This is a genomic window from Arthrobacter melezitosi, from assembly GCF_054511055.1.
Map to the genome: position 1 here is coordinate 22,331 of NZ_JBTNDJ010000004.1, position 17,863 is coordinate 40,193.

The 17,863-nt window shown below is 70.3% G+C and carries 15 protein-coding genes and 1 pseudogene; 4 read left to right on the forward strand and 12 right to left on the reverse strand.

Going from position 1 to position 17,863, the window contains the following annotated elements:
* The first annotated feature begins 123 nt into the window (after positions 1–123).
* A complete protein-coding gene (locus ACX80W_RS06140) occupies positions 124–1,443 on the forward strand; it encodes an aminotransferase-like domain-containing protein (RefSeq protein WP_459281413.1) in 1,320 nt (439 codons plus the stop codon).
* Positions 1,444–1,890: 447 nt separating this feature from the next.
* Positions 1,891–2,514: a hypothetical protein gene (locus ACX80W_RS06145; RefSeq protein ID WP_459281415.1), complete on the forward strand. Its 624-nt coding sequence runs from the start codon at positions 1,891–1,893 to the stop codon at positions 2,512–2,514.
* Positions 2,515–2,605: 91 nt separating this feature from the next.
* On the opposite strand, the gene ACX80W_RS06150 is transcribed toward ACX80W_RS06145, so the two are convergent.
* The 6 genes from ACX80W_RS06150 to ACX80W_RS06175 form a co-directional block, all read right to left on the reverse strand.
* The gene (locus ACX80W_RS06150) at positions 2,606–4,084 is read right to left on the reverse strand and encodes a dihydrolipoamide acetyltransferase family protein (protein WP_459281417.1); all 1,479 of its coding nucleotides are present in this window, start codon (positions 4,082–4,084) and stop codon (positions 2,606–2,608) included.
* 11 nt (positions 4,085–4,095) lie between these two features.
* Positions 4,096–5,070: an alpha-ketoacid dehydrogenase subunit beta gene (locus ACX80W_RS06155; protein WP_459281419.1), complete on the reverse strand. Its 975-nt coding sequence runs from the start codon at positions 5,068–5,070 to the stop codon at positions 4,096–4,098.
* Positions 5,070–6,251: a pyruvate dehydrogenase (acetyl-transferring) E1 component subunit alpha gene (gene pdhA / locus ACX80W_RS06160; protein WP_459281420.1), complete on the reverse strand. Its 1,182-nt coding sequence runs from the start codon at positions 6,249–6,251 to the stop codon at positions 5,070–5,072. The genes ACX80W_RS06155 and pdhA overlap by 1 nt, the downstream gene beginning before the upstream one ends.
* Positions 6,252–6,380: 129 nt before the next feature.
* The gene (locus tag ACX80W_RS06165; protein ID WP_459281422.1) at positions 6,381–7,511 is read right to left on the reverse strand and encodes a histidinol-phosphate transaminase; all 1,131 of its coding nucleotides are present in this window, start codon (positions 7,509–7,511) and stop codon (positions 6,381–6,383) included.
* A 9-nt stretch (positions 7,512–7,520) separates the two neighbouring features.
* The gene (locus ACX80W_RS06170) at positions 7,521–8,849 is read right to left on the reverse strand and encodes a hypothetical protein (protein WP_459281424.1); all 1,329 of its coding nucleotides are present in this window, start codon (positions 8,847–8,849) and stop codon (positions 7,521–7,523) included.
* A complete protein-coding gene (locus ACX80W_RS06175; protein ID WP_459281425.1) occupies positions 8,846–9,175 on the reverse strand; it encodes a hypothetical protein in 330 nt (109 codons plus the stop codon). Before ACX80W_RS06175 ends, ACX80W_RS06170 begins: the two co-directional genes overlap by 4 nt.
* Before the next feature lie 141 nt (positions 9,176–9,316).
* Here ACX80W_RS06175 and purB point away from each other — a divergent pair, with 141 nt between their 5' ends.
* Positions 9,317–10,759 carry an adenylosuccinate lyase gene (gene purB / locus ACX80W_RS06180; RefSeq protein ID WP_459281427.1) on the forward strand — a complete coding sequence of 481 codons (1,443 nt, stop codon included), beginning with the start codon at positions 9,317–9,319 and terminating at the stop codon, positions 10,757–10,759.
* A 23-nt stretch (positions 10,760–10,782) separates the two neighbouring features.
* Here purB and ACX80W_RS06185 read toward each other — a convergent pair whose 3' ends face one another.
* The 6 genes and pseudogenes from ACX80W_RS06185 to ACX80W_RS06210 all read right to left on the reverse strand — a co-directional run.
* On the reverse strand, positions 10,783–11,304 hold the full coding sequence (locus ACX80W_RS06185) for a 2'-5' RNA ligase family protein (RefSeq protein WP_459281429.1): 522 nt from the start codon (positions 11,302–11,304) through the stop codon (positions 10,783–10,785).
* 4 nt (positions 11,305–11,308) lie between these two features.
* The gene (locus ACX80W_RS06190) at positions 11,309–12,223 is read right to left on the reverse strand and encodes an FHA domain-containing protein (RefSeq protein ID WP_459281431.1); all 915 of its coding nucleotides are present in this window, start codon (positions 12,221–12,223) and stop codon (positions 11,309–11,311) included.
* 9 nt (positions 12,224–12,232) lie between these two features.
* Entirely contained in the window at positions 12,233–12,490 is a 258-nt protein-coding gene (locus tag ACX80W_RS06195; RefSeq protein ID WP_459281433.1) for a hypothetical protein, read from the reverse strand.
* Between the two features lie 552 nt (positions 12,491–13,042).
* Entirely contained in the window at positions 13,043–14,224 is a 1,182-nt protein-coding gene (locus ACX80W_RS06200) for an iron-containing alcohol dehydrogenase (protein WP_459281434.1), read from the reverse strand.
* A gap of 216 nt (positions 14,225–14,440) precedes the next feature.
* Positions 14,441–15,550 (reverse strand): NAD(P)-dependent alcohol dehydrogenase, encoded by a 1,110-nt coding sequence (locus ACX80W_RS06205; protein WP_459281436.1) that lies wholly within the window; start codon positions 15,548–15,550, stop codon positions 14,441–14,443.
* A 173-nt stretch (positions 15,551–15,723) separates the two neighbouring features.
* A pseudogene (locus ACX80W_RS06210) lies at positions 15,724–16,187 on the reverse strand (integrase core domain-containing protein); the annotation flags it as partial.
* Between the two features lie 104 nt (positions 16,188–16,291).
* Here ACX80W_RS06210 and ACX80W_RS06215 point away from each other — a divergent pair.
* Complete coding sequence (locus ACX80W_RS06215) at positions 16,292–17,776, forward strand: FAD-dependent oxidoreductase (RefSeq protein WP_459281438.1); 1,485 nt, start codon at positions 16,292–16,294, stop codon at positions 17,774–17,776.
* Positions 17,777–17,863 lie beyond the last annotated feature (87 nt).

The window sequence follows — 17,863 nt, forward strand, 5'->3', positions numbered from 1 at the left end:
CCCCGCGGTTCCGTCGGACCCGCCGGCCGCGGCCGGAAGGGCCCCGCCTGCGCCGGTCTCCCCCCGGGCGTCACAGGGCAACAGCTGTTGCCCACCGGTGAACCCGCCGCCTAGACTCGGAGCGTGACGAACTCCAGCAATCCCAGCCACGAAGTGATCCCCGCCGAAACCGAAGCAGCCCTGGAGCGGGTTGCCGACTACGCGGCCCGCCACGATGTGCTCTACTCGGCCCGCGCCGCCAACATCAAGCAGTCGGCCGTCCGCGATGTCTTCGACATCTCGATCAGGCCCGGCCTGGTCTCCCTGGCCGGCGGCAGCCCGTACCTGCGCTCGCTGCCCCTTGAGGAGCTCGGCCGCACGGCCCAGCGGATCATCGCCGAGCAGGGCCTCGAAGCCCTCCAGTACGGCGGGGGCCAAGGCATGGAGGAACTGCGCGAACTGATCTGCGAGGTGATGGCCGCCGAAGGCATTGCCGATGCGGACCCGGCCGACATCGTCGTCACGACAGGATCCCAGTCCGCCCAGGACGTCGCCGCCAAGGTCTTCTGCAACCCCGGCGACGTGATCCTCTGCGAGGACCCCACCTACGTCGGGGCCCTCAACACCTTCGAGGCGTACGAGGTCGACGTCGTCACCGTCCCCATGGACGGCCAGGGCCTCGTTCCCGAGGAGCTCGAGCGCACCATCCTCCGCCTGAAGGAGGAAGGCCGGGCGATCAAGCTGCTCTACACAATCCCCAGTTTCAACAACCCCAGCGGGATCACGATGGCCGCCGACCGACGCCAGCGCGTGGTCGACATCTGCCGGGAACACAACATCCTGGTGCTCGAGGACAACCCCTACGGCATGCTCCGCTTCGACGGCCACCCCCTGGCGCCGATGCGGGCAGGCAACCCGAATGACGTCATCTACCTCGGCTCGTTCTCGAAGATCTTCGCCCCGGGTGTCCGGCTGGGCTGGGCGCTGGTGCCCCGCCACCTGCACCGCCGGTTCTATCTCGCCTGCGAGGCCGTGGTCCTGTGCCCGTCCCCGCTGACCCAGATGCTCGTCAGCGCCTACCTGACCGACTATGACTGGCGCGGCCACCTCGAGACCATGCGGGTGCTGTACCGCGAGCGGTGCGAGGCGATGCTCACCGCCCTCGCGGAGCACCTTCCCAAGGGTGTCCACTGGACCACCCCCGACGGCGGCTTCTTCGTGTGGGTCACCCTGCCGGAGGGTATCGACACCTATCCCCTGCTCTACGAAGCGATCGACGCCGGAGTCGTCTTCATCCCCGGAGCGGCGTTCACCCCGTCCGACGAGGCGTCGAACAAGCTGCGGCTGGCCTTCAGCGCCGTCTCCCCCGAGGACATCGCCGAAGGCGTAAGGCGGCTCGCGCCGATCCTGCACCGGGCCCTCGAGTCGGCCCCTGCGCGGGCAGCGGAGGCCAACAAACCCTGACGGGTGCCTCCCCGGGCGGGGGCCCAGGCCGCCCGGCGGCCCCGGCCATGCGGGTGCACGACTGAGCGTCCCACCGAAGTTCCTGCCACCCGGGTGGCAGCCTCGGCCCTGCCGCCGCCGGGCGCACCGGACCGGCGGAGGTGAAGATCACAGCGGGATCACAAACCCGCCCTCCCAGTTACAGTTCGGTGACAGTGGTTGTTGCCTCCCGACGAACGTGCCTAGGGTTGACGGACACAACAGGAGCCGCACCCCTCCAGCGGCGGCTTCGGGTCCGGCCTTGAAGACCGCATCAGCGTGGCCGGAAACATCAAAGAGGGCCAATAACGACACGCGCCCTGTCCATCGACCAGATCGAGCACCCTCGCCGTAAGGGCCGAGCAGTCAGCGTTCGCCCTGGGCTTCGAACTTCAACCAGCCACGGTGAAACCACGCAGGGAGAAGACAATGGACAACCAGCACACCACCGGGGCGTCGTCCCCTGAAGGCAGGCGGGACTCCGTCGTGGCCGAGGAACGGCGTCAGTTCGGCGGGATCAAATTCGGGTCGGCCTTCTTCGGTTGGATGACGGCCACCGGCATCGCCGTGCTCCTGACGGCGCTGCTCACCGCCCTCGGCGCGGGCGTCGGCGTCGCCAACAATGCCGAACCGGCCCAGGTCGCGGAGCAGGCCACCCAGAACGCACAGACCGTCGGCGTCGTCGGCGGTGTCCTTCTCGCAGTAATCCTGTTCATCGCCTACTACTGCGGCGGCTACGTCGCAGGTCGAATGGCCAGGTTCGACGGCCTCAAACAGGGCCTTGCCGTCTGGTTGTGGGCCATCGTGGTCGCCATTGTGCTGGCCATCATCGGCGCCGTCGCAGGCAGCGAATTCAACCTTCTCAGTGGCCTGAACGGGTTCCCGAGGATTCCGATCAATGAGGGCACGCTGACCACGGGCGGCATCATCGCCCTGGCTATAGCGGTGATCGTCCCGCTCCTCGGCGCCCTCCTTGGAGGCAAAGCCGGGATGCACTTCCATCGCAAGGTCGATCAGGCCGGCGTGGACCACCAGGTTGGCCTGAGCCGATAAGCCGGCCCCGCGGGACGGCCGGAGCGGGCGCGCGTCCCGGCACCCGCGGAAGTCCCGCCCGGCGCCCAGCCCCGGCGCCAGGAACCACCTGTTAATCGAGCAGCAGCGCCGGTTCCTCGAGGATCGAGGCGACATCGGCCATGAAGCGGGCGCTGAGGTCGCCGTCCACCACCCGGTGGTCGAAGGAGCCGCCGAGCGTGGTGATCCACCGTGGGATCACCTCGCCGTCCAGCACCCACGGCTTCTGCTTGATGGTGCCGAACGCCACGATTGCCACCTCGCCCGGATTGATGATCGGGGTTCCCGTGTCGATGCCGAGGGCGCCGATGTTCGTGATGGTCAGGGTGCCCCCCTGCATCTGGGCCGGCTGGGTCTTCCCGGCCCGCGCCGTCACCGCCAGGTCGTTCAAAGCAAGGGCAAGCTCCTTCAGGGACAGGTCCTGCGCGTCCTTGATGTTCGGCACCATCAGCCCGCGGGGGGTCGCTGCGGCGATGCCGAGGTTCATGAAGTGCTTCACGAGGATCTCGTCGTCGGTCCAGGTGGCGTTGACCGAGGGGTTGCGGGCGGCCGCCCAGATCACGGCCTTGGCCAGGATCAGCAGCGGTGACACCTTGATGCCCTCGAAGTCGCGCGACGCCTTGAGCCGCTTGACGAACTCCATGGTCCGGGAGGCATCGACGTCGACGAAGATGCTGACGTGGGGAGCGGTGAAGGCGCTCTGCACCATGGCCTTGGCGGTGGCCTTGCGCACGCCCTTCACCGGGATCCGCTCGATCCGGCCCGTGCCGGACTTCTTCTTATCGGCCCAGAACGTGTCCGCGCCGTCCTGCTCGGCGTCACGCTGGGCCTGGTAGCTGATCAGGTCCTGCTTCGTCACTTCGCCGGAGGACCCGGTGGCGGGCACGTCGGCGAGGTTGATGCCAAGGTCCCGTGCGGCCTTGCGCACCGGGGGTTTGGCCAGGACCCGGTTGATCAGCTGGTTCAGCGGCCCCGGCCGGGAATCCGGCGTGCCGGCCGGAGCGGCGCCGGCGGGACCGGTGCCGTCCGGTGCGGGCGGCACGGGTGGGCCCGGCGCGGCCGGCTCCGGCGTCGCGGGGGCCTGGTCTGCGGGGATCGGGCCTGCGGAGGTTTGGCCTGTGGGGCTCCCGCCGTGGGCGCGCCGCGGCCTCCGGCGGACGGCATCGGCCTTGGGCCCGGTGCCCACGAGGGGGCCGGCCTCCGGCCCGGCCACCGGCTCGGCGGGCGGCGGCGTTGTCAGTTCACCGGGCATCTCGGGTGCCGGCGCCTGGGCGGCGGGGGAACCGTCCTGAGAGGGCTGCCCGGCCGCGTCGGCGTCCTCGACGGCGATGATCGGGGTTCCGACCTCCACGGTTTCGCCTTCGGCCACCAGCAGGGCCGAGACCACTCCGGCGAACGGGGAGGGCAGTTCAACGAGGGACTTCGCCGTTTCAATCTCGACGATGGTGTCGTTGACGGCCACTACGGCGCCGGGCTGGACCTTCCACTGCACGATCTCGGCCTCGGTGAGCCCCTCGCCGACATCCGGGAGGGAGAAAGTGTTAAGTGCCATTCGGGTTGTCCTTAGTAGGCAAAGGCCCGGTCAAGGGCCTCGAGGATTCGGTCGATGTCGGGGAGGTAGTGTTCCTCGGTGCGTGCCACCGGGTAGGGCATGTGGAAACCGCCCACCCGGATCACCGGCGCCTCCAGGGACAGGAAGGCCCGTTCGGAGATGCGGGCGGCGATCTCCCCGCCGATGCCGCCGAAGGTCGGAGCCTCGTGCGCCACCACGAGCCGGCCCGTCTTGGCCACCGAGGCGGTCACCGTGTCGAAGTCGATGGGCGAGATGGAGCGCAGGTCGATCACCTCGACGCTGCGCCCGTCCTGCTGCGCGGCCTCCGCCGCCGCCAGTGCCACCGGGACCAGCGGCCCGTAGGCCACGACTGTGGCATCGGAGCCCTCCCGCAGGACCGAGGCCTCGAAGGGGCTGGCCGGGGCGTTGGCGGTGTCGACCTCACCCTTGAGCCAGTACCGGCGCTTGGGTTCGAAGACGATCACCGGGTCCTGGCAGTCGATGGCCTGCTGGATCATCCAGTAGGCGTCCTGCGGGTTGGACGGGGTGATGATCCGCAGCCCCGCGGTGTGGGCGAACAGGGCCTCGGGCGACTCGGAGTGGTGCTCGACGCTGCCGATGCCGCCGCCGTAGGGGATGCGGATGACGACGGGGGCGCCGAGCATCCCGTCGCTGCGGGTCCGGAGCTTGGCCAGCTGGGTGGTGATCTGGTTGAAGGCCGGGAAGACGAAACCGTCGAACTGGATCTCGCACACGGGCCGGTAGCCGCGCAGGGCCAGGCCGATGGCCGTGCCGATGATCCCGGACTCGGCAAGCGGCGAGTCGATCACGCGGTCCGCACCGAAGTCCCGCTTCAGGCCCTCCGTGATCCGGTAGACGCCGCCGAGTTCGCCGATGTCCTCGCCCATGAGCAGGGTCTTCGGATCGTTCCCAAGGGCCGCGCGGAGCCCCTCGTTGATCGCCTTCGCGACCGTCATTACTGCCATCAGGACGTTTCTTCCTCTCCGATGAAGCCTGCTTCATAGTCCCGCCACGCCTGCAGTTCCTCCTGCACCAGCGGGTGCGGCTCCGCATACACGGTGTTGAAGCGTTCCTCGAGTCCCGGGGCCTGCATGGCCTGCACATCGCGGCGCAGCTCGACGGCCATCGCCTTCGCCTCCGTGACCAGCTCCTCGAAGAAGGCGTCGTCGGCCTTCCCGCTGGTGCGCAGGTGCTTCTCCAGGCGGGCGAGGGGGTCGCGGGGATGCCAGTCCTCTTCCTCGCGGGAGAGCCGGTACTTGGTGGGGTCATCGGCGGTCGTGTGGGCGCTCATCCGGTAGGTGAACGCCTCGATCAGGACCGGGCCCCTGCCGCTGCGGGCGTGCTCGAGCGCCCAGTTCGTGACCGCCTCGACGGCGACGACGTCGTTGCCGTCGACACGGATGCCCGGGAACCCGTACCCTTCGGCCCGCTGCGCCAGCGGCACCCGGGTCTGCACGGAGGAGGGCACCGAGATGGCCCAGTGGTTGTTCTGGCAGAAGAAGACCACCGGTGCGTTGAAGGAGGCGGCGAACACCATCGCCTCGTGCACGTCGCCCTCGGAGCTGGCCCCGTCGCCGAAGTAGGCCACCGACGCGGCCGGCGCCAGGGTGGGATCGGCGGCCTGGTCGCGCTGAAGGCCCATGGCGTAGCCGACGGCGTGCAGGGCCTGGGCGGCCAGGACGAGGGTGTAGAGGTGGAAGTTGGTCTCGCGCGGGTCCCAGCCGCCGTTGGTGATGCCGCGGAAGAGGCGCAGCACCTGCGGAAGACGGACGCCGCGGGTCAGGGCAACCCCGTGTTCCCGGTAGGTCGGAAAGACGTAGTCCTGGGGGGCCAGCGCCCGCCCGGAGCCGATCTGGGCGGCTTCCTGTCCGGTCAGCGGCACCCAGAGGGCCAGCTGGCCCTGGCGCTGCAGGGCGGTGGCCTCCTGGTCGAACCGCCGGATGAGGTACATGTCACGGTACAGCTCCCTGAGCCGCCCGGCGTCGGTGCCGCCCGAGAAGGCGCCGAACTCGGCATGGTCCTCCAGGCGGCCGTCGGGGTCCAGGAATTGGACCATCCCCGGCCCGCCGTCGGGGACCGCCGGGGCGGCGGCGAGGGCGATCTCCTCCGATTCGAACTCAGCCGCAGGCAAACGGGTGCCACTCATGACCACTCCTCAGTCGACGTATGCCCTTGATGGAATGTCTCGTGGACGCATACACCGGGATACATATGTTCGTTAAACGTACGGCTCCCAGACTAACCAGTGACGGCGGTTGAACCTATTTGTGTCTGGTCAGGAGCGGCCCGGCGCAACCGGGTATCCTGCGCACAAGGCAAGAAACCGGGTGTTCGCCTCGGGCTCGCCGATGCTGACCCGGACGCCCTCGGTGCCGAAGGCGCGCACCGACAGGCCCTGCCGGTCGGCCTCCGCCGCGAAGTCCGGGGTGGATTCGCCCAGTGCGAGCCACACAAAGTTTCCCTGGGCCTCGGGAATCTCCCACCCCAGGGCCCGGAGGCCGTCGACGACCCGCACCCGTTCGTCGACGATGCCCTGGACCCTCGCGGCCACGTCGTCGAAGTGGCGCAGCGAGGCCACCGCGGCGGTCTCGGCGATCTGCGACACGGCGAAGGGCACGGCACTCATCCGCAGGTGGGCCGTCAGGCCCGGCTGGGACACCGAGTATCCAACACGGAGGCCCGCCAGTCCGTGTGCCTTGGAGAAGGTCCGCAGCACGATGACGTTCGGGTACCGGCGGTACATCTCGAGGCCGTCCACGACGCCGGCGTCCCGGACGAATTCCTGGTAGGCCTCGTCGATGACGACGACGACGGAGGACGGCACCCGGGCGAGGAAATCCTCGACAGCGGCGGCCGACAGCGCCGGGCCGGTGGGATTGTTGGGGGTGCAGAGCAGGATGACGCGCGTCCGGTCGGTGACCGCGGCGGCCATGGCGTCCAGATCGTGGGTGCCGTCGGCACGGACGGGTACCGGCCGCGACTCGGCGCCGGCGAGCCCGACGCAGATCGGGTAGGCCTCAAAGGAGCGCCACGCGTAGATGACCTCGTCCGGGGCATCGAAGTCGTTCTGCCCGGCGAACGCGGCAAGGATCTGGTTCAGGGCACCAAGGCTCCCGGCGCCGGTCACGATATCCTCGGCCGGCACGTCGAGGAAGGAGGCGAGTTCGGCGCGCAGGAGGGTGGTGGCGGGGTCCGGATACCGGTTGATGTCGGTGCGGGCCGAGATGGCGTCCAGGACCGCCGGCAGCGGGGGTAGGGGGTTCTCGTTGGAGGAGAGCTTGTAGCTCTGGACCCCTTCAAGGACCGTGGGGGGCTTGCCCGCGGCGTAGCGCGGAAGTTTTCCCAGCACGCTGCGCGGATGGATACCGGCGGCGGCCCCGGTGCTCTGGCTGTTGCTCGACGTCATGCCCATAGCCTAACGCCGCCCCACCGGGGAGGGGCGGGGGCCGGCCGGCGGTTCCGGTCCCGGGAGGCCCGGTGTGGGCCCGGCACCCCCGGCCGGAGGGCGGGGACGGGACGGCAGGGCCTGCCGGCCCTCCGCGGGGCTCCGGACCGCCCGGTAGAGGCGGCGCTGCGCCCCTCCCCCGGCGGCCGCCAGGACCGCCGCCGCCGGAGCGAGGGAGGGCAGGCTGCTGGCATCGACGAGCGCGGCCGCCTCCGTATAGGTGCCGAGCTTGTGTGCCGCGCCGAAGCCCTTGCCCTCCGCGCCGGGGCCGGTGGGCAGGGCGGGAACCGGGGAGTCGACCACGACGCTGACCCGGTTCGGTTCGTCCGGGCCGGGGCCGCCGTCCAGCCCCGGCACGGCGTCGGAGGCGTGTTCGAGGTGCAGGTACTCGGCGGTCCCCGTGGGTTCCCAGGCCGTTGGCGAGCCGATGGTGACGACGAGCCGGACGTCGTAGACGCCGCCCACTGCGTTCCCGGCGGCGAGGTTCATCGCGTGCAGCCCGCCCTGGCTGTAACCGGCGAGCAGCACCCGGTCGCCCGGCCGGGCCCCCGCGTCGGCGAGCGCCTGCGCGACGGCGGCCTCCACGAAGCGGCTGTCCTCGTTGACGGCCTCCGCGATGCCGGCGGCATCGAAGGGATTGCCGCCGGCCCCGGTGGGCTGGGTGCCGGGAAGGATAACGAGGTGCGCCGGCCCGTCGGGCCCGTCGGTGCGCAGGATTTCGAAGGACCCGGGGGGCGCGGCCTCGATGGCGGTGATGCGCCCGGAGAGCGCCTCGATGGTTCCGCCGAAGGGTACATGGTCGACCGCCGCCGGCGCGGAAAGGGCAAGCGGGCCCGGCACCAGCAGCCCCTCCCGGGCCGCTGCCGAGGCCGCGGCCCGCGCCGCGGCCTCGGCCGACCGCGTGGCGGCCAGGACCGCGAGTCGGGCGGCGGCGTCCGCGGCGAGATAGGCGAAGCGGCTCCTGGCGATCCGGTCGGCGGTGTCCCGCAGCTCGCTGCCGGACACCGCGGCGCTCCGGCGGGCCGCCTCGAGTGCCTCCGAGGCGGCCCTGCCGGCGGCACCGGCAGCCCCGGCGCCGGGGTGCCACGCAGCAGCCAGGCGGCTCCGCTCAAGCTCGGCGGCGAGGTAAAGCAGGCCGGAGCAGACCTCCTCCACCTCCCCCGCCAGCCGCCCCAGCACCTCCGCCGCCCGGTCGAGTTCCTCCCACTGGAACCGGATGCCGCCCACCCCGCCACGGATGCGCAGCTTCGGTTCGGACGGGGGAACCGGCGCCGGATCGAATCCCTCGGGTGGCCTCATGGAAAGGCGCTCCCACCCGGCCGGCCGGGTGTTTCGCCCAAGGCCGCGGCGTACGCCTCGGCCAGCCCGGCTGCGTGCTCGAGGAGGTCGGCGGCCGCCCCGATCGCCCGGGTGCGCTCCGCCAGGTACGACCGGAAGTTGCGGCCCGCCGGCGACTCCCAGTCCAGCGCCGCCACCGCGGCAGCCCGGTCCCGGATCTCCCGGAGCCCGTGGGCCTGCCGCCGCAGCCTGTCCCCGAGGCCGGCGGCATCGCCGAAGGCGGGGAAATCGCCGAAGGCGGGGAAATCGCCGAAGGCGGGGAAACGGGGAATCTCCTGGGCCGCCAAGGCTGCCTCCTGCGTCGTGCCGCTGCTGGGCTCCGATGCTAGGCCCGGGCGCCCCCGGCCGGGGCGGCCCCGCGGCCTATGTGGACGCCGGACGGCCGGCCCGCGCGCCCTGCAGGGGCGGTGCCGTGAAAGAATCGGGGCATGGCTGATACTTCCCTGTCCCGTGTTGACCTTGCATCCATCCCCCAGGGAGAGGCCCCCTCACTGGCCCTGGGACCGTTGGACGGCCGGTACCGGGAGGCCTCCGCCCCCCTGGTGAACCACCTGTCCGAGGCCGCCCTGAACCGGGACCGCCTCCACGTCGAGATCGAGTGGTTCATCCACCTCACCCGCAACGCCGTCGTCCCCGGCGCCGGGCCGCTCGAAGCCGGACAGGAGGACGCGCTGCGCGCCATCGTCGGGTCGTTTGACGCCGCCGCGGCCGCCGAGCTGGCGGACATCGAGAGGGTGACGGTCCACGATGTGAAGGCCGTGGAATACTTCATCGGGCGCCGGCTCCCGGGCCTCGGCCTGGAGCGCCTGAAGCCGCTCGTGCACTTCGGGTGCACCTCCGAGGACATCAACAACCTCTCCTACGCGCTGGGCATCAAGGGCGCGGTGCAGGATGTCTGGCTCCCCGCGGCCCGCCGCCTCGTCGGGGCGATCGAGGACCTCGCAAGGGACTCCCGCGCTGTGGCAATGCTCTCGCGCACCCACGGCCAGCCGGCGACGCCGACCACCCTGGGCAAGGAGATGGCCGTCACGGCGCACCGGCTCTCCCGGCAGCTGAGGAGGATCGAGGGCACCGAATTCCTCGGCAAGATCAACGGAGCCACCGGAACCTACGCCGCGCACTACGCCTCGGTCCCCTCCGCGGACTGGGAGCAGGTGGCGCGCAGCTTCGTCCAAGGGCTGGGCCTGACCTGGAACCCTCTGACCACGCAGATCGAATCCCATGACTGGCAGGCGGAGCTGTACTCCGACATCGCCCGGTTCAACCGGATCCTCCACAACTTCTGCACCGACGTGTGGAGCTACATCTCCATCGGCTACTTCGCGCAGGTGCCGGTCGCCGGAGCCACCGGGTCCTCCACCATGCCGCACAAGGTGAACCCGATCCGGTTCGAGAATGCCGAGGCGAACCTCGAGATCTCCTCCTCGCTCCTTGACGTGCTTGCCTCGACCCTGGTGACCTCCCGGTGGCAGCGCGACCTCACCGACTCCTCGAGCCAGCGCAACATCGGGGTGGCCTTCGGCCACTCCCTCCTCGCGCTGGGCAATGTCTCCAAGGGCCTGCAGCGGCTTGACGTCGCCGAGGCGGCCATCGCGGCGGACCTTGAGGGCAACTGGGAGGTCCTCGGGGAGGCGATCCAGATGGTTATGCGGGCCGAAGCCGTGGCGGGCACCGCCGGCCTCGACGACCCGTACGAGCGGCTCAAGGACCTGACCCGCGGCCGGCGGGTCGATGCTGCCCGGATGCGCGAGTTCGTCTCCGGGCTTGGCCTCGGGCCCGAGGCGGAGCAGCGGATGCTCGGACTGACCCCGTCGACCTATACGGGGATCGCCGAGCGGCTGGTCGACCACCTCGGTTCCGGCCGGGGCTGACCGGCGGCGCGGCCCGGAACCTCCTACCCGCTGAGGGGAACAGTCACCCGTGCGTGGCTGTCCCACCGGCGGGCTGCGACGGCGGACGCGGGGGCCGGCTCCGCCTCCACGGCCGCCACGGCCTCTCCCAGCTGACCGCCGGACAGGCTCCGGGCCAGCGTGACGTGCGGTGTCCAGTTCCCCGCTACGGTGGTGGCGAACTGCCCCGGCAGGCCGGCGAGGGCTTCCCCGACCCGCCGGTGCAGTTCGGTGAGCGCCCCGGAGACGACGACCTGACGCACGAGGATGAATTTCCGGCCGCCCCCGCCGAAGAGCAGGAGCCCGCCGAAACGCACCTCTTGGGGCAGGTCACCAAACGCGCCACGCAGGGCGGGGTCGAAGGCGCCGTCGATCACCGGCGCCGCGGCAAGGGTGACGTGGGGGCGGTTGCTCGCCGCAGTGTGCCGCGCCTGGCTTGGCAGTCCAAGCTCGAGCAACCGCTCCCAGTCACGGCGCACCGCCTCCTCCGAGGCGGTGTCCAGGAGCAGTTCGACGCTGTCGCTCACGCCCTCAGCGCGGCGGCCGCCGGGGATCGCCGATGCCGACGGATCCGTCCTGTTCGGTTGCCCCGGTCCGGGGGTTGCGCTGGGGCCGCTGGACCGCGAACTCCCCACCGTTGCGTCCGCCGAAAGGCCGGCCGTGGTCGGCGTACTCCTCCCGAAAGAAGGCGAAGCACCAGGAGCCCAATTGGACCCGCGCCCCGGTGCGCAGCACCGACGGCCCGGCGCCCCCGGCGCTGCCGCTGACGGCGCCGTGGGGAACGAGGACGTATTCGTCATTGGCGTCGTGCAGGATTTCCGCGTGCAGGTCATCGAGGCCGGCCAGCACGAGATCCGATCCCGGCGAGCTGCCGATGGTGGTCCTCTCCTGCCCGAGCGCGAATTCCCGGGGCACCTGGCCGTTCCACCGGGCGGAGTCCTGGACGAAAATCAGCCGGGGGCGCCCTCCGCCCGGGGCGTAGTGGGTGGTGGTGATCCGGCGGCTGATCCGCCGGTTCACCGTGGGCACCAGCGGCAGCGGTGTGGGCGGCGGGAGCAGGCTCCCCTGTCCGGAGCGCTCGAGGGACCGCCGCCCGAGGTGCAGCAGCGGGGCGAGGACCGAGGGCGAGCCCAGCCGCAGGTGCGGTGAACGGGTCAGGAGCCGCTGCGCCATTGAGCTTTCCACGGCGCCCAGGCTGATCAGGGGACCCTGCGGGCCGCTCACCGTCACGTCCAGGCCGGCGGCGGCCAGGACCTTCGCGAACGCCCGCACCCCGGACACTGAGGGAATGTCCCCGCGGAAGGCGCCGGGGTTGTCGCAGAAGACCTGGACGCTGGTTCCGGCCGCTGTCACCGTCCCGGAGATGGCCTCGTCCTGCCGACCGTCCCGCCCGGGTTCGGTGAGGGAGAAGGCGAGGTCGATGTCCAGGCGGAGCTTTGCCACCATGGCGGTGCCTCAGCCGCGGTGGGGGTCGGAACCGGGCGCGTCGTTGTCGCTCGTGGTGACGCGCAGGGTGCCATTGAACTTCCAGGTGGCGCGCGGGGCGTCCGGTCCGACGTCGCGCGGCACCTCGACGGTCATGTCGATCAAGCTGTAGTTGACCGCGGCGCCCTTCCCGGTGAGGTAGCTCCACATCTCTTCGGCGAGGTCTGCCCAGTCCCGGATGGAGCGCTCCCGGTCGGCGGCGGAGATGGGCGAGGTGAATTCAGTCATGGTTGATTCCTTAGGTGGATCGAACGATGACAGACGTCCTCTAACTCCGTCTGACGGGTGGTTCAACGATAGCCGACAGCGCCGGGGCAGGGAACCCCTCCCGGCTGCCCGGGGTCACCAGCGGGGTGGACGGCGGACAGGGGGTGGCGGTCGTACAGTTCGGTGACACCGCCGTGGAGTGCGCTTTCGAGAGCTGACCGACGCCCCTCACTTCAACCGGCTCTTCCGGGCAACATACGGCTGCGTGCCCGGTGAGTACCGCAGCTCGACGGCGGAGCCGCACGGACTGCTGAGGGCGGGCTGATCCCTGGTTTGGGGTAACGAGTGTTGCGTCCGCCACGGCGGATCCCGAGCCGCTCCAACGCGGGTCGTTCAGCGCGAGGGAGCTCGCAGTCGAGCCGATCTACGTCGCCCTGACGGATGCGGGATGCGGAGTTGGTCGACGCCCTGAAGGACACCCCGCTCGGGACCAGCAGCGGTCGTGCGACCGCTGCTGGTCCGGAGGTTGAGGCAGTCAGGGACGACCGCCTCGCGCTGTTCGTCGATCACGCGTCAGGCAGCGGAGTCCCACGAGTCGCTCAAGGCCGCGCGGTAGAGGTCCTGCATCTCATCGGGTGTCGGAACTCGAGGGTTCAGTCCAGGCCCTCCAGTCAGGAAGGCCTGCTCGACCATCGAGCCAAGGATCCCCAGGTAGCGCTCCTTGTCCACGCCATACTCCTGCAACGACGGCAGACCGAGATCGCGGTTCAGCGCACGCAGCGCCCGGCCGATCCCTGCTGCCGCCTCCTCGTCACCGACGGTCGAGTCCGCGAAGCCGAGGGCGCGCGCTGCGGTCGCATACCGAGCGACCGACGCCCCGGCGGACCACTCATGCACTGTCGGCGCGAACATTCCGTTGGAGACGCCATGCTGGATGTGGAACAGCCCACCGACCGGCGCCGTCATGCCATGGACCAGGGTGACGCCGGCGCTGGTGAATGCGTAGCCAGCCTGCGTCGCGCCGACCATCATCCGCTCACGCGCAGCCCGGTTCGTTGGCTCTCGCACGGCAGTTCGCAAGGACGGCCCGATCAGCGCCATGGCGCTCAGCGCCATGGCATCGCTGAACGGGTTGGCGCCCGTCGAGGTGTAGGCCTCGAGTGCATGCGAGAGCGCGTCGATGCCCGTCGACGCGGTCAGCTTGGCGGGCATGTCGAGCGAGAACTCGTAGTCGATGAGCGCGACCTGCGGAACACACGCCTGGCCCAGGTAGACCAGTTTCTCACCGGATGTGGAGTCCTTGAGGATGCACGCGTTGGTGACCTCGGAGCCCGAGCCGGCAGTCGTCGGGACGCAGATGATCGGCATCACCGAGCCATCGGGTGTGTTGGGAACGACATGGTCGGCATACGTCCCGCCGTACGCCTCGATGATGGCCAGCGCCTTGGCGGAGTCCATCGAACTGCCGCCACCGAAGGCGATGAGACCGTCGTAGGTCCCGTCCGCATAGTGGGCCCGCAGTGCGTCGATGGAGTCGGTCGTCGGCTCAGGGACCGTCTGGCTGAACACCCCGTACTGGATGCCTGCGGCGTCGAGGGGGCCGGTAAGGCGCTTCAGCAACGGGCTTGCGGCCATGAATGCATCGGTCACGATCAATGGTCGGGCGACTCCGACCGCGGCGCAGATGTCCGCGATCCGGTCGCTGGCCCCTTGGCCGAACTCGACCAGTTCGGGGGATCTGAAGGTGGTGAGCATCTCTTGCTACCTTTCTCGGTGTGTTGTACGGGACTTTCCAGCTGGGGCGAGCGCGGCGGACCCGGTCACTCGCCCCAGCGTGGAGTGCCAATCGCCACTTGGCATGCTCGAGCGCCGCTGAGCAGGGTGCACCCTCTCGGGGCTACGGCCAATCCCGGGGCTGGGCGACGGCGTCGGTGGCGGGGCGGCAGTGAGTGCGGGAGTCGGGCCTTTCGGTTAGGCCGCGTGGGTGAGGACGGCCTTGGCCGTGCGGCCTGCCTTCACATCGGCGACGGCGGTGTTGATGTCGGCCAGCGGGTAGGTGCTGATCATGCGGTCGAAGGGGAAGCGGCCCTGGCTGTGCAGGCCGATCAGGCGGGGGATGAGGACGCCGGGGGCCTGGTGTCCCATGACCGAGCCGGTGACGGTGCGGCCCTTGAGCAGTTCGAAGACGTTGGCGTGCAAGGCGGCGTCCAGGGCGGCGACACCGAGGATGGCGGCGGAGCCCAGGGGGGCGAGGGCGGCGATGGCGGTGTTCATCACCGCGACGACGCCCGTCGACTCGACGCTGTAGTCGACCCCGCGTCCGCCGGTCAGGTCGGCGATGGCCTCGGCGGTGTCGGCGGTTGCTGCGTTCACCAGGTCGGTGGCACCCAGCTCCTTGGCCAGGGCGAGGCGTTCGGGCTTGGTGTCCACGGCAATGACACGCGCGGCGCCGCAGGCGACGGCCGCCATCAGCGCGGAGAGTCCGACCGCTCCCACGCCGAAGACGGCGAGAGTGCTGCCTGCCTGGACCCGGAGGGAGTTGAAGACCGCTCCGGCGCCGGTGATGACGCCGCAGCCGAGAGGGGCCAGTGTCGCGAGCGGCACCTCGCCGTCCACCTTGATCAGGCCGCGCGGGTGGGCGAGGCCGTGGCTGGCGAAGGAGGACTGGCCGAAGAAGTGATCATGGACCGGCCCGGCACTGTCCGTGAGTCCGACCGAGCCGTCCGCGCGGCGGGCCTCGAAGTTCAGCGGGGTGTGTCGCTCGCAGTAGGCAGGCTGCCCGGACAGGCAGTTGGGGCAGGTGCCGTCGGAGTCGAGGCTGAGCACGACCCGGTCGCCGGGCTGGAAGCCGGTGACCCCGGAGCCGACGGCCTCCACGACACCGGCACCCTCATGGCCGAGGACGACCGGGAGCGGGGTGGGCAGACGACCCGCGGCGGCTTCCAGGTCGGTCTGGCACAGGCCGGCCGCGGTGTAGCGGACGAGGACCTCATCCGGACGCGGGTCCTCAAGTTCCAGCCGCTCGATCGAGAAGCCGTCCTGTCCGGTCCGGGCCACTGCAGCGGTGACGGTCGTGGGCATGGTCTTCTCGCCTTCTGCTCAATGGGTTTGCGGTGGTGAAGGTGCCGGTGCACGATCCGTCGGGCATCGCGTATCGCGCCCGGTAGGTGACGAGGCCCGCGGCGCCGCGCCGCCGCTCCACCTCGCCGAACCCTCTTCGCCGTGCCACCTCGATAGTTTAACCTCATAACGCTCTAGTTGTATCGACCTGAGAGGTTGATGACGCGGCTGGCCGGTGGAAGTCCTTTGAGTGAGGTGTGGCCTCAGTGGTGAGTGTAGTGGTGGAGCCAGCCGCTGAACGCGGTGATGCGTTCGGTTTCTGAGCGGTCGGGGTAGGGGTAGGCCCATTCCTCGAGCAGAGTGCGGTTGAAGCGCTCGACTTTGCCGTTGGTCTGGGGCCGGTAGGGACGGGTGCGTTTGTGCGTGATGGCCCCGCCCAGGGCGTCGGTGAAGGTATGGGAGCGGTAGCAGTTCCCCTTATCGGTCAGGACGCGGCGGACCGTGATGCCGCAGGAGGCGAAGTACGCGTTGGCGCGGACCCGGAACCCGGCGGCGGTTTGCCGTCGCGGATCCGCCCGAGCTTTTTGATGTCCACGTGCACCAGGTCCCCGGGGCGGGGGTGTTCGAAGCGGCGGATCACCCGGCCGGTGCCCCCGTCCAGCCGAGCGTCCGCTGTTCCATCCTCCGCCTATAGGCGGTGGCCCTCCCTTGACTGTAAGCATGATTAGTAGTGGGGTGGGAACCACCTACGGAGGGACGACGATGAGATCACTGTGGCTGGATACCGCACCGGAAATACCCGCAGAGCCGTTCTCCCCCGGGGCCGGATACGACTCCGTGGTGGTCGGCGGCGGGCTCACAGGGATGACCACCGCGCTCCTGCTGGCCCGGTCCGGGCACAACGTGGCGGTGCTGGAGGCCCGCCGGGCCGGAGCGGTCACCACCGGCAACACCACGGCCAAGCTGTCGCTGCTGCAGGGCACCGGAATCTCGCGGATCACCTCCCACCACGACGCCGATCTCGCACGGGCCTACGTCACCGGCAACTTGGAGGGACAGAGCTGGATCCTGCGCTTCTGCGACGAGAACGGTGTGCGCTACCAGCGCCGTGACGCCGTGAACTACGCCACGACGGCCAGCGGCGCGAAGAGCCTCGATGCGGAGCACGAAGCCTGCACGCAGGCGGGCCTGCGGACCGAACTCGGCAATGCCTCGACCCTTCCCTTCCCGGTGCGCCGCACCCTGCGGCTCGCCGACCAGGCGCAGTTCCACCCGCTGGAGGTGCTTGCCGCCCTGGCCTCCGAACTGCGCCGGCACGGCGGACGCCTCTTCGAGGGGGTGCGGGTCCAGGGCGCCTCCACCCCGAAGTCGGGCGGTGTGGAACTGAAGACGGACGCCGGGGTCGTGACGGCCCGCAACGTCGTGCTGGCCACAGGCATCCCCGTCCTCGACCGGGGCGGATACTTCGCCCTCCTGTCGCCCCAGCGCTCCTACTGCCTTGCCCTGGAGGTCACGGACCCGGTACCGCCGGAGATGTACCTCTCGGTGGACACGCCGACCCGTTCCCTGCGCACCGCACAGGTCGGCGGCAGGGACTACCTCATCGTTGGGGGAAACGGCCACAAGGTCGGCCACCACTCCAACACCCAGGGCCTCGTCGAGGACCTGACCCGGTGGGCGCGCGGTTATTTCCCCACCGCCCGCCCCGCCTACTCCTGGTCGGCGCAGGACTACCAGCCGGCCGCCGCGGTGCCCTACGTGGGCAGGGTGCCCGCCGGCGGCGGGCACATCTACGCCGCGACCGGCTACAACAAGTGGGGCATGACGAACGCCGTGGCCGCCTCGCTGGCCCTCTCGGCCAAGATCCTGGGCGGGCACATGCCGTGGGCCGACACCCTGTACAAGACCCGGGTGAGCCCGGCCGACGCCCTGTCGACGGCACGGGTTAACGCGGCGGTGGGCACGGATATGGTGACCGGTTGGCTGTCGGGCTTGGCGAAGACCAGCCCGGGGTCCCCGCCTGAGGGCCAGGGCGTGGTGATCCGCGGGGACCGGAGCCCGATCGGGGTCTGCACCGTGGACGGCGTCGAGCACCGGGTCTCTGCGGTGTGCCCGCACCTGCGCGGCATCGTGAGTTGGAATACCGCGGAACGGACCTGGGACTGCCCCCTGCATGGGTCCCGGTTCACCGCCGACGGGACGGTCCTCGAGGGGCCGTCAACCTCGAATCTGCGCGGCGGAACCTGACCACAGGCGGCGCCTTTGTGCCATAGAGTGGATCGCCTATGGAAAGATGGGGGTAATTATTAAGATGCCTGTCACCTTCCTGACACT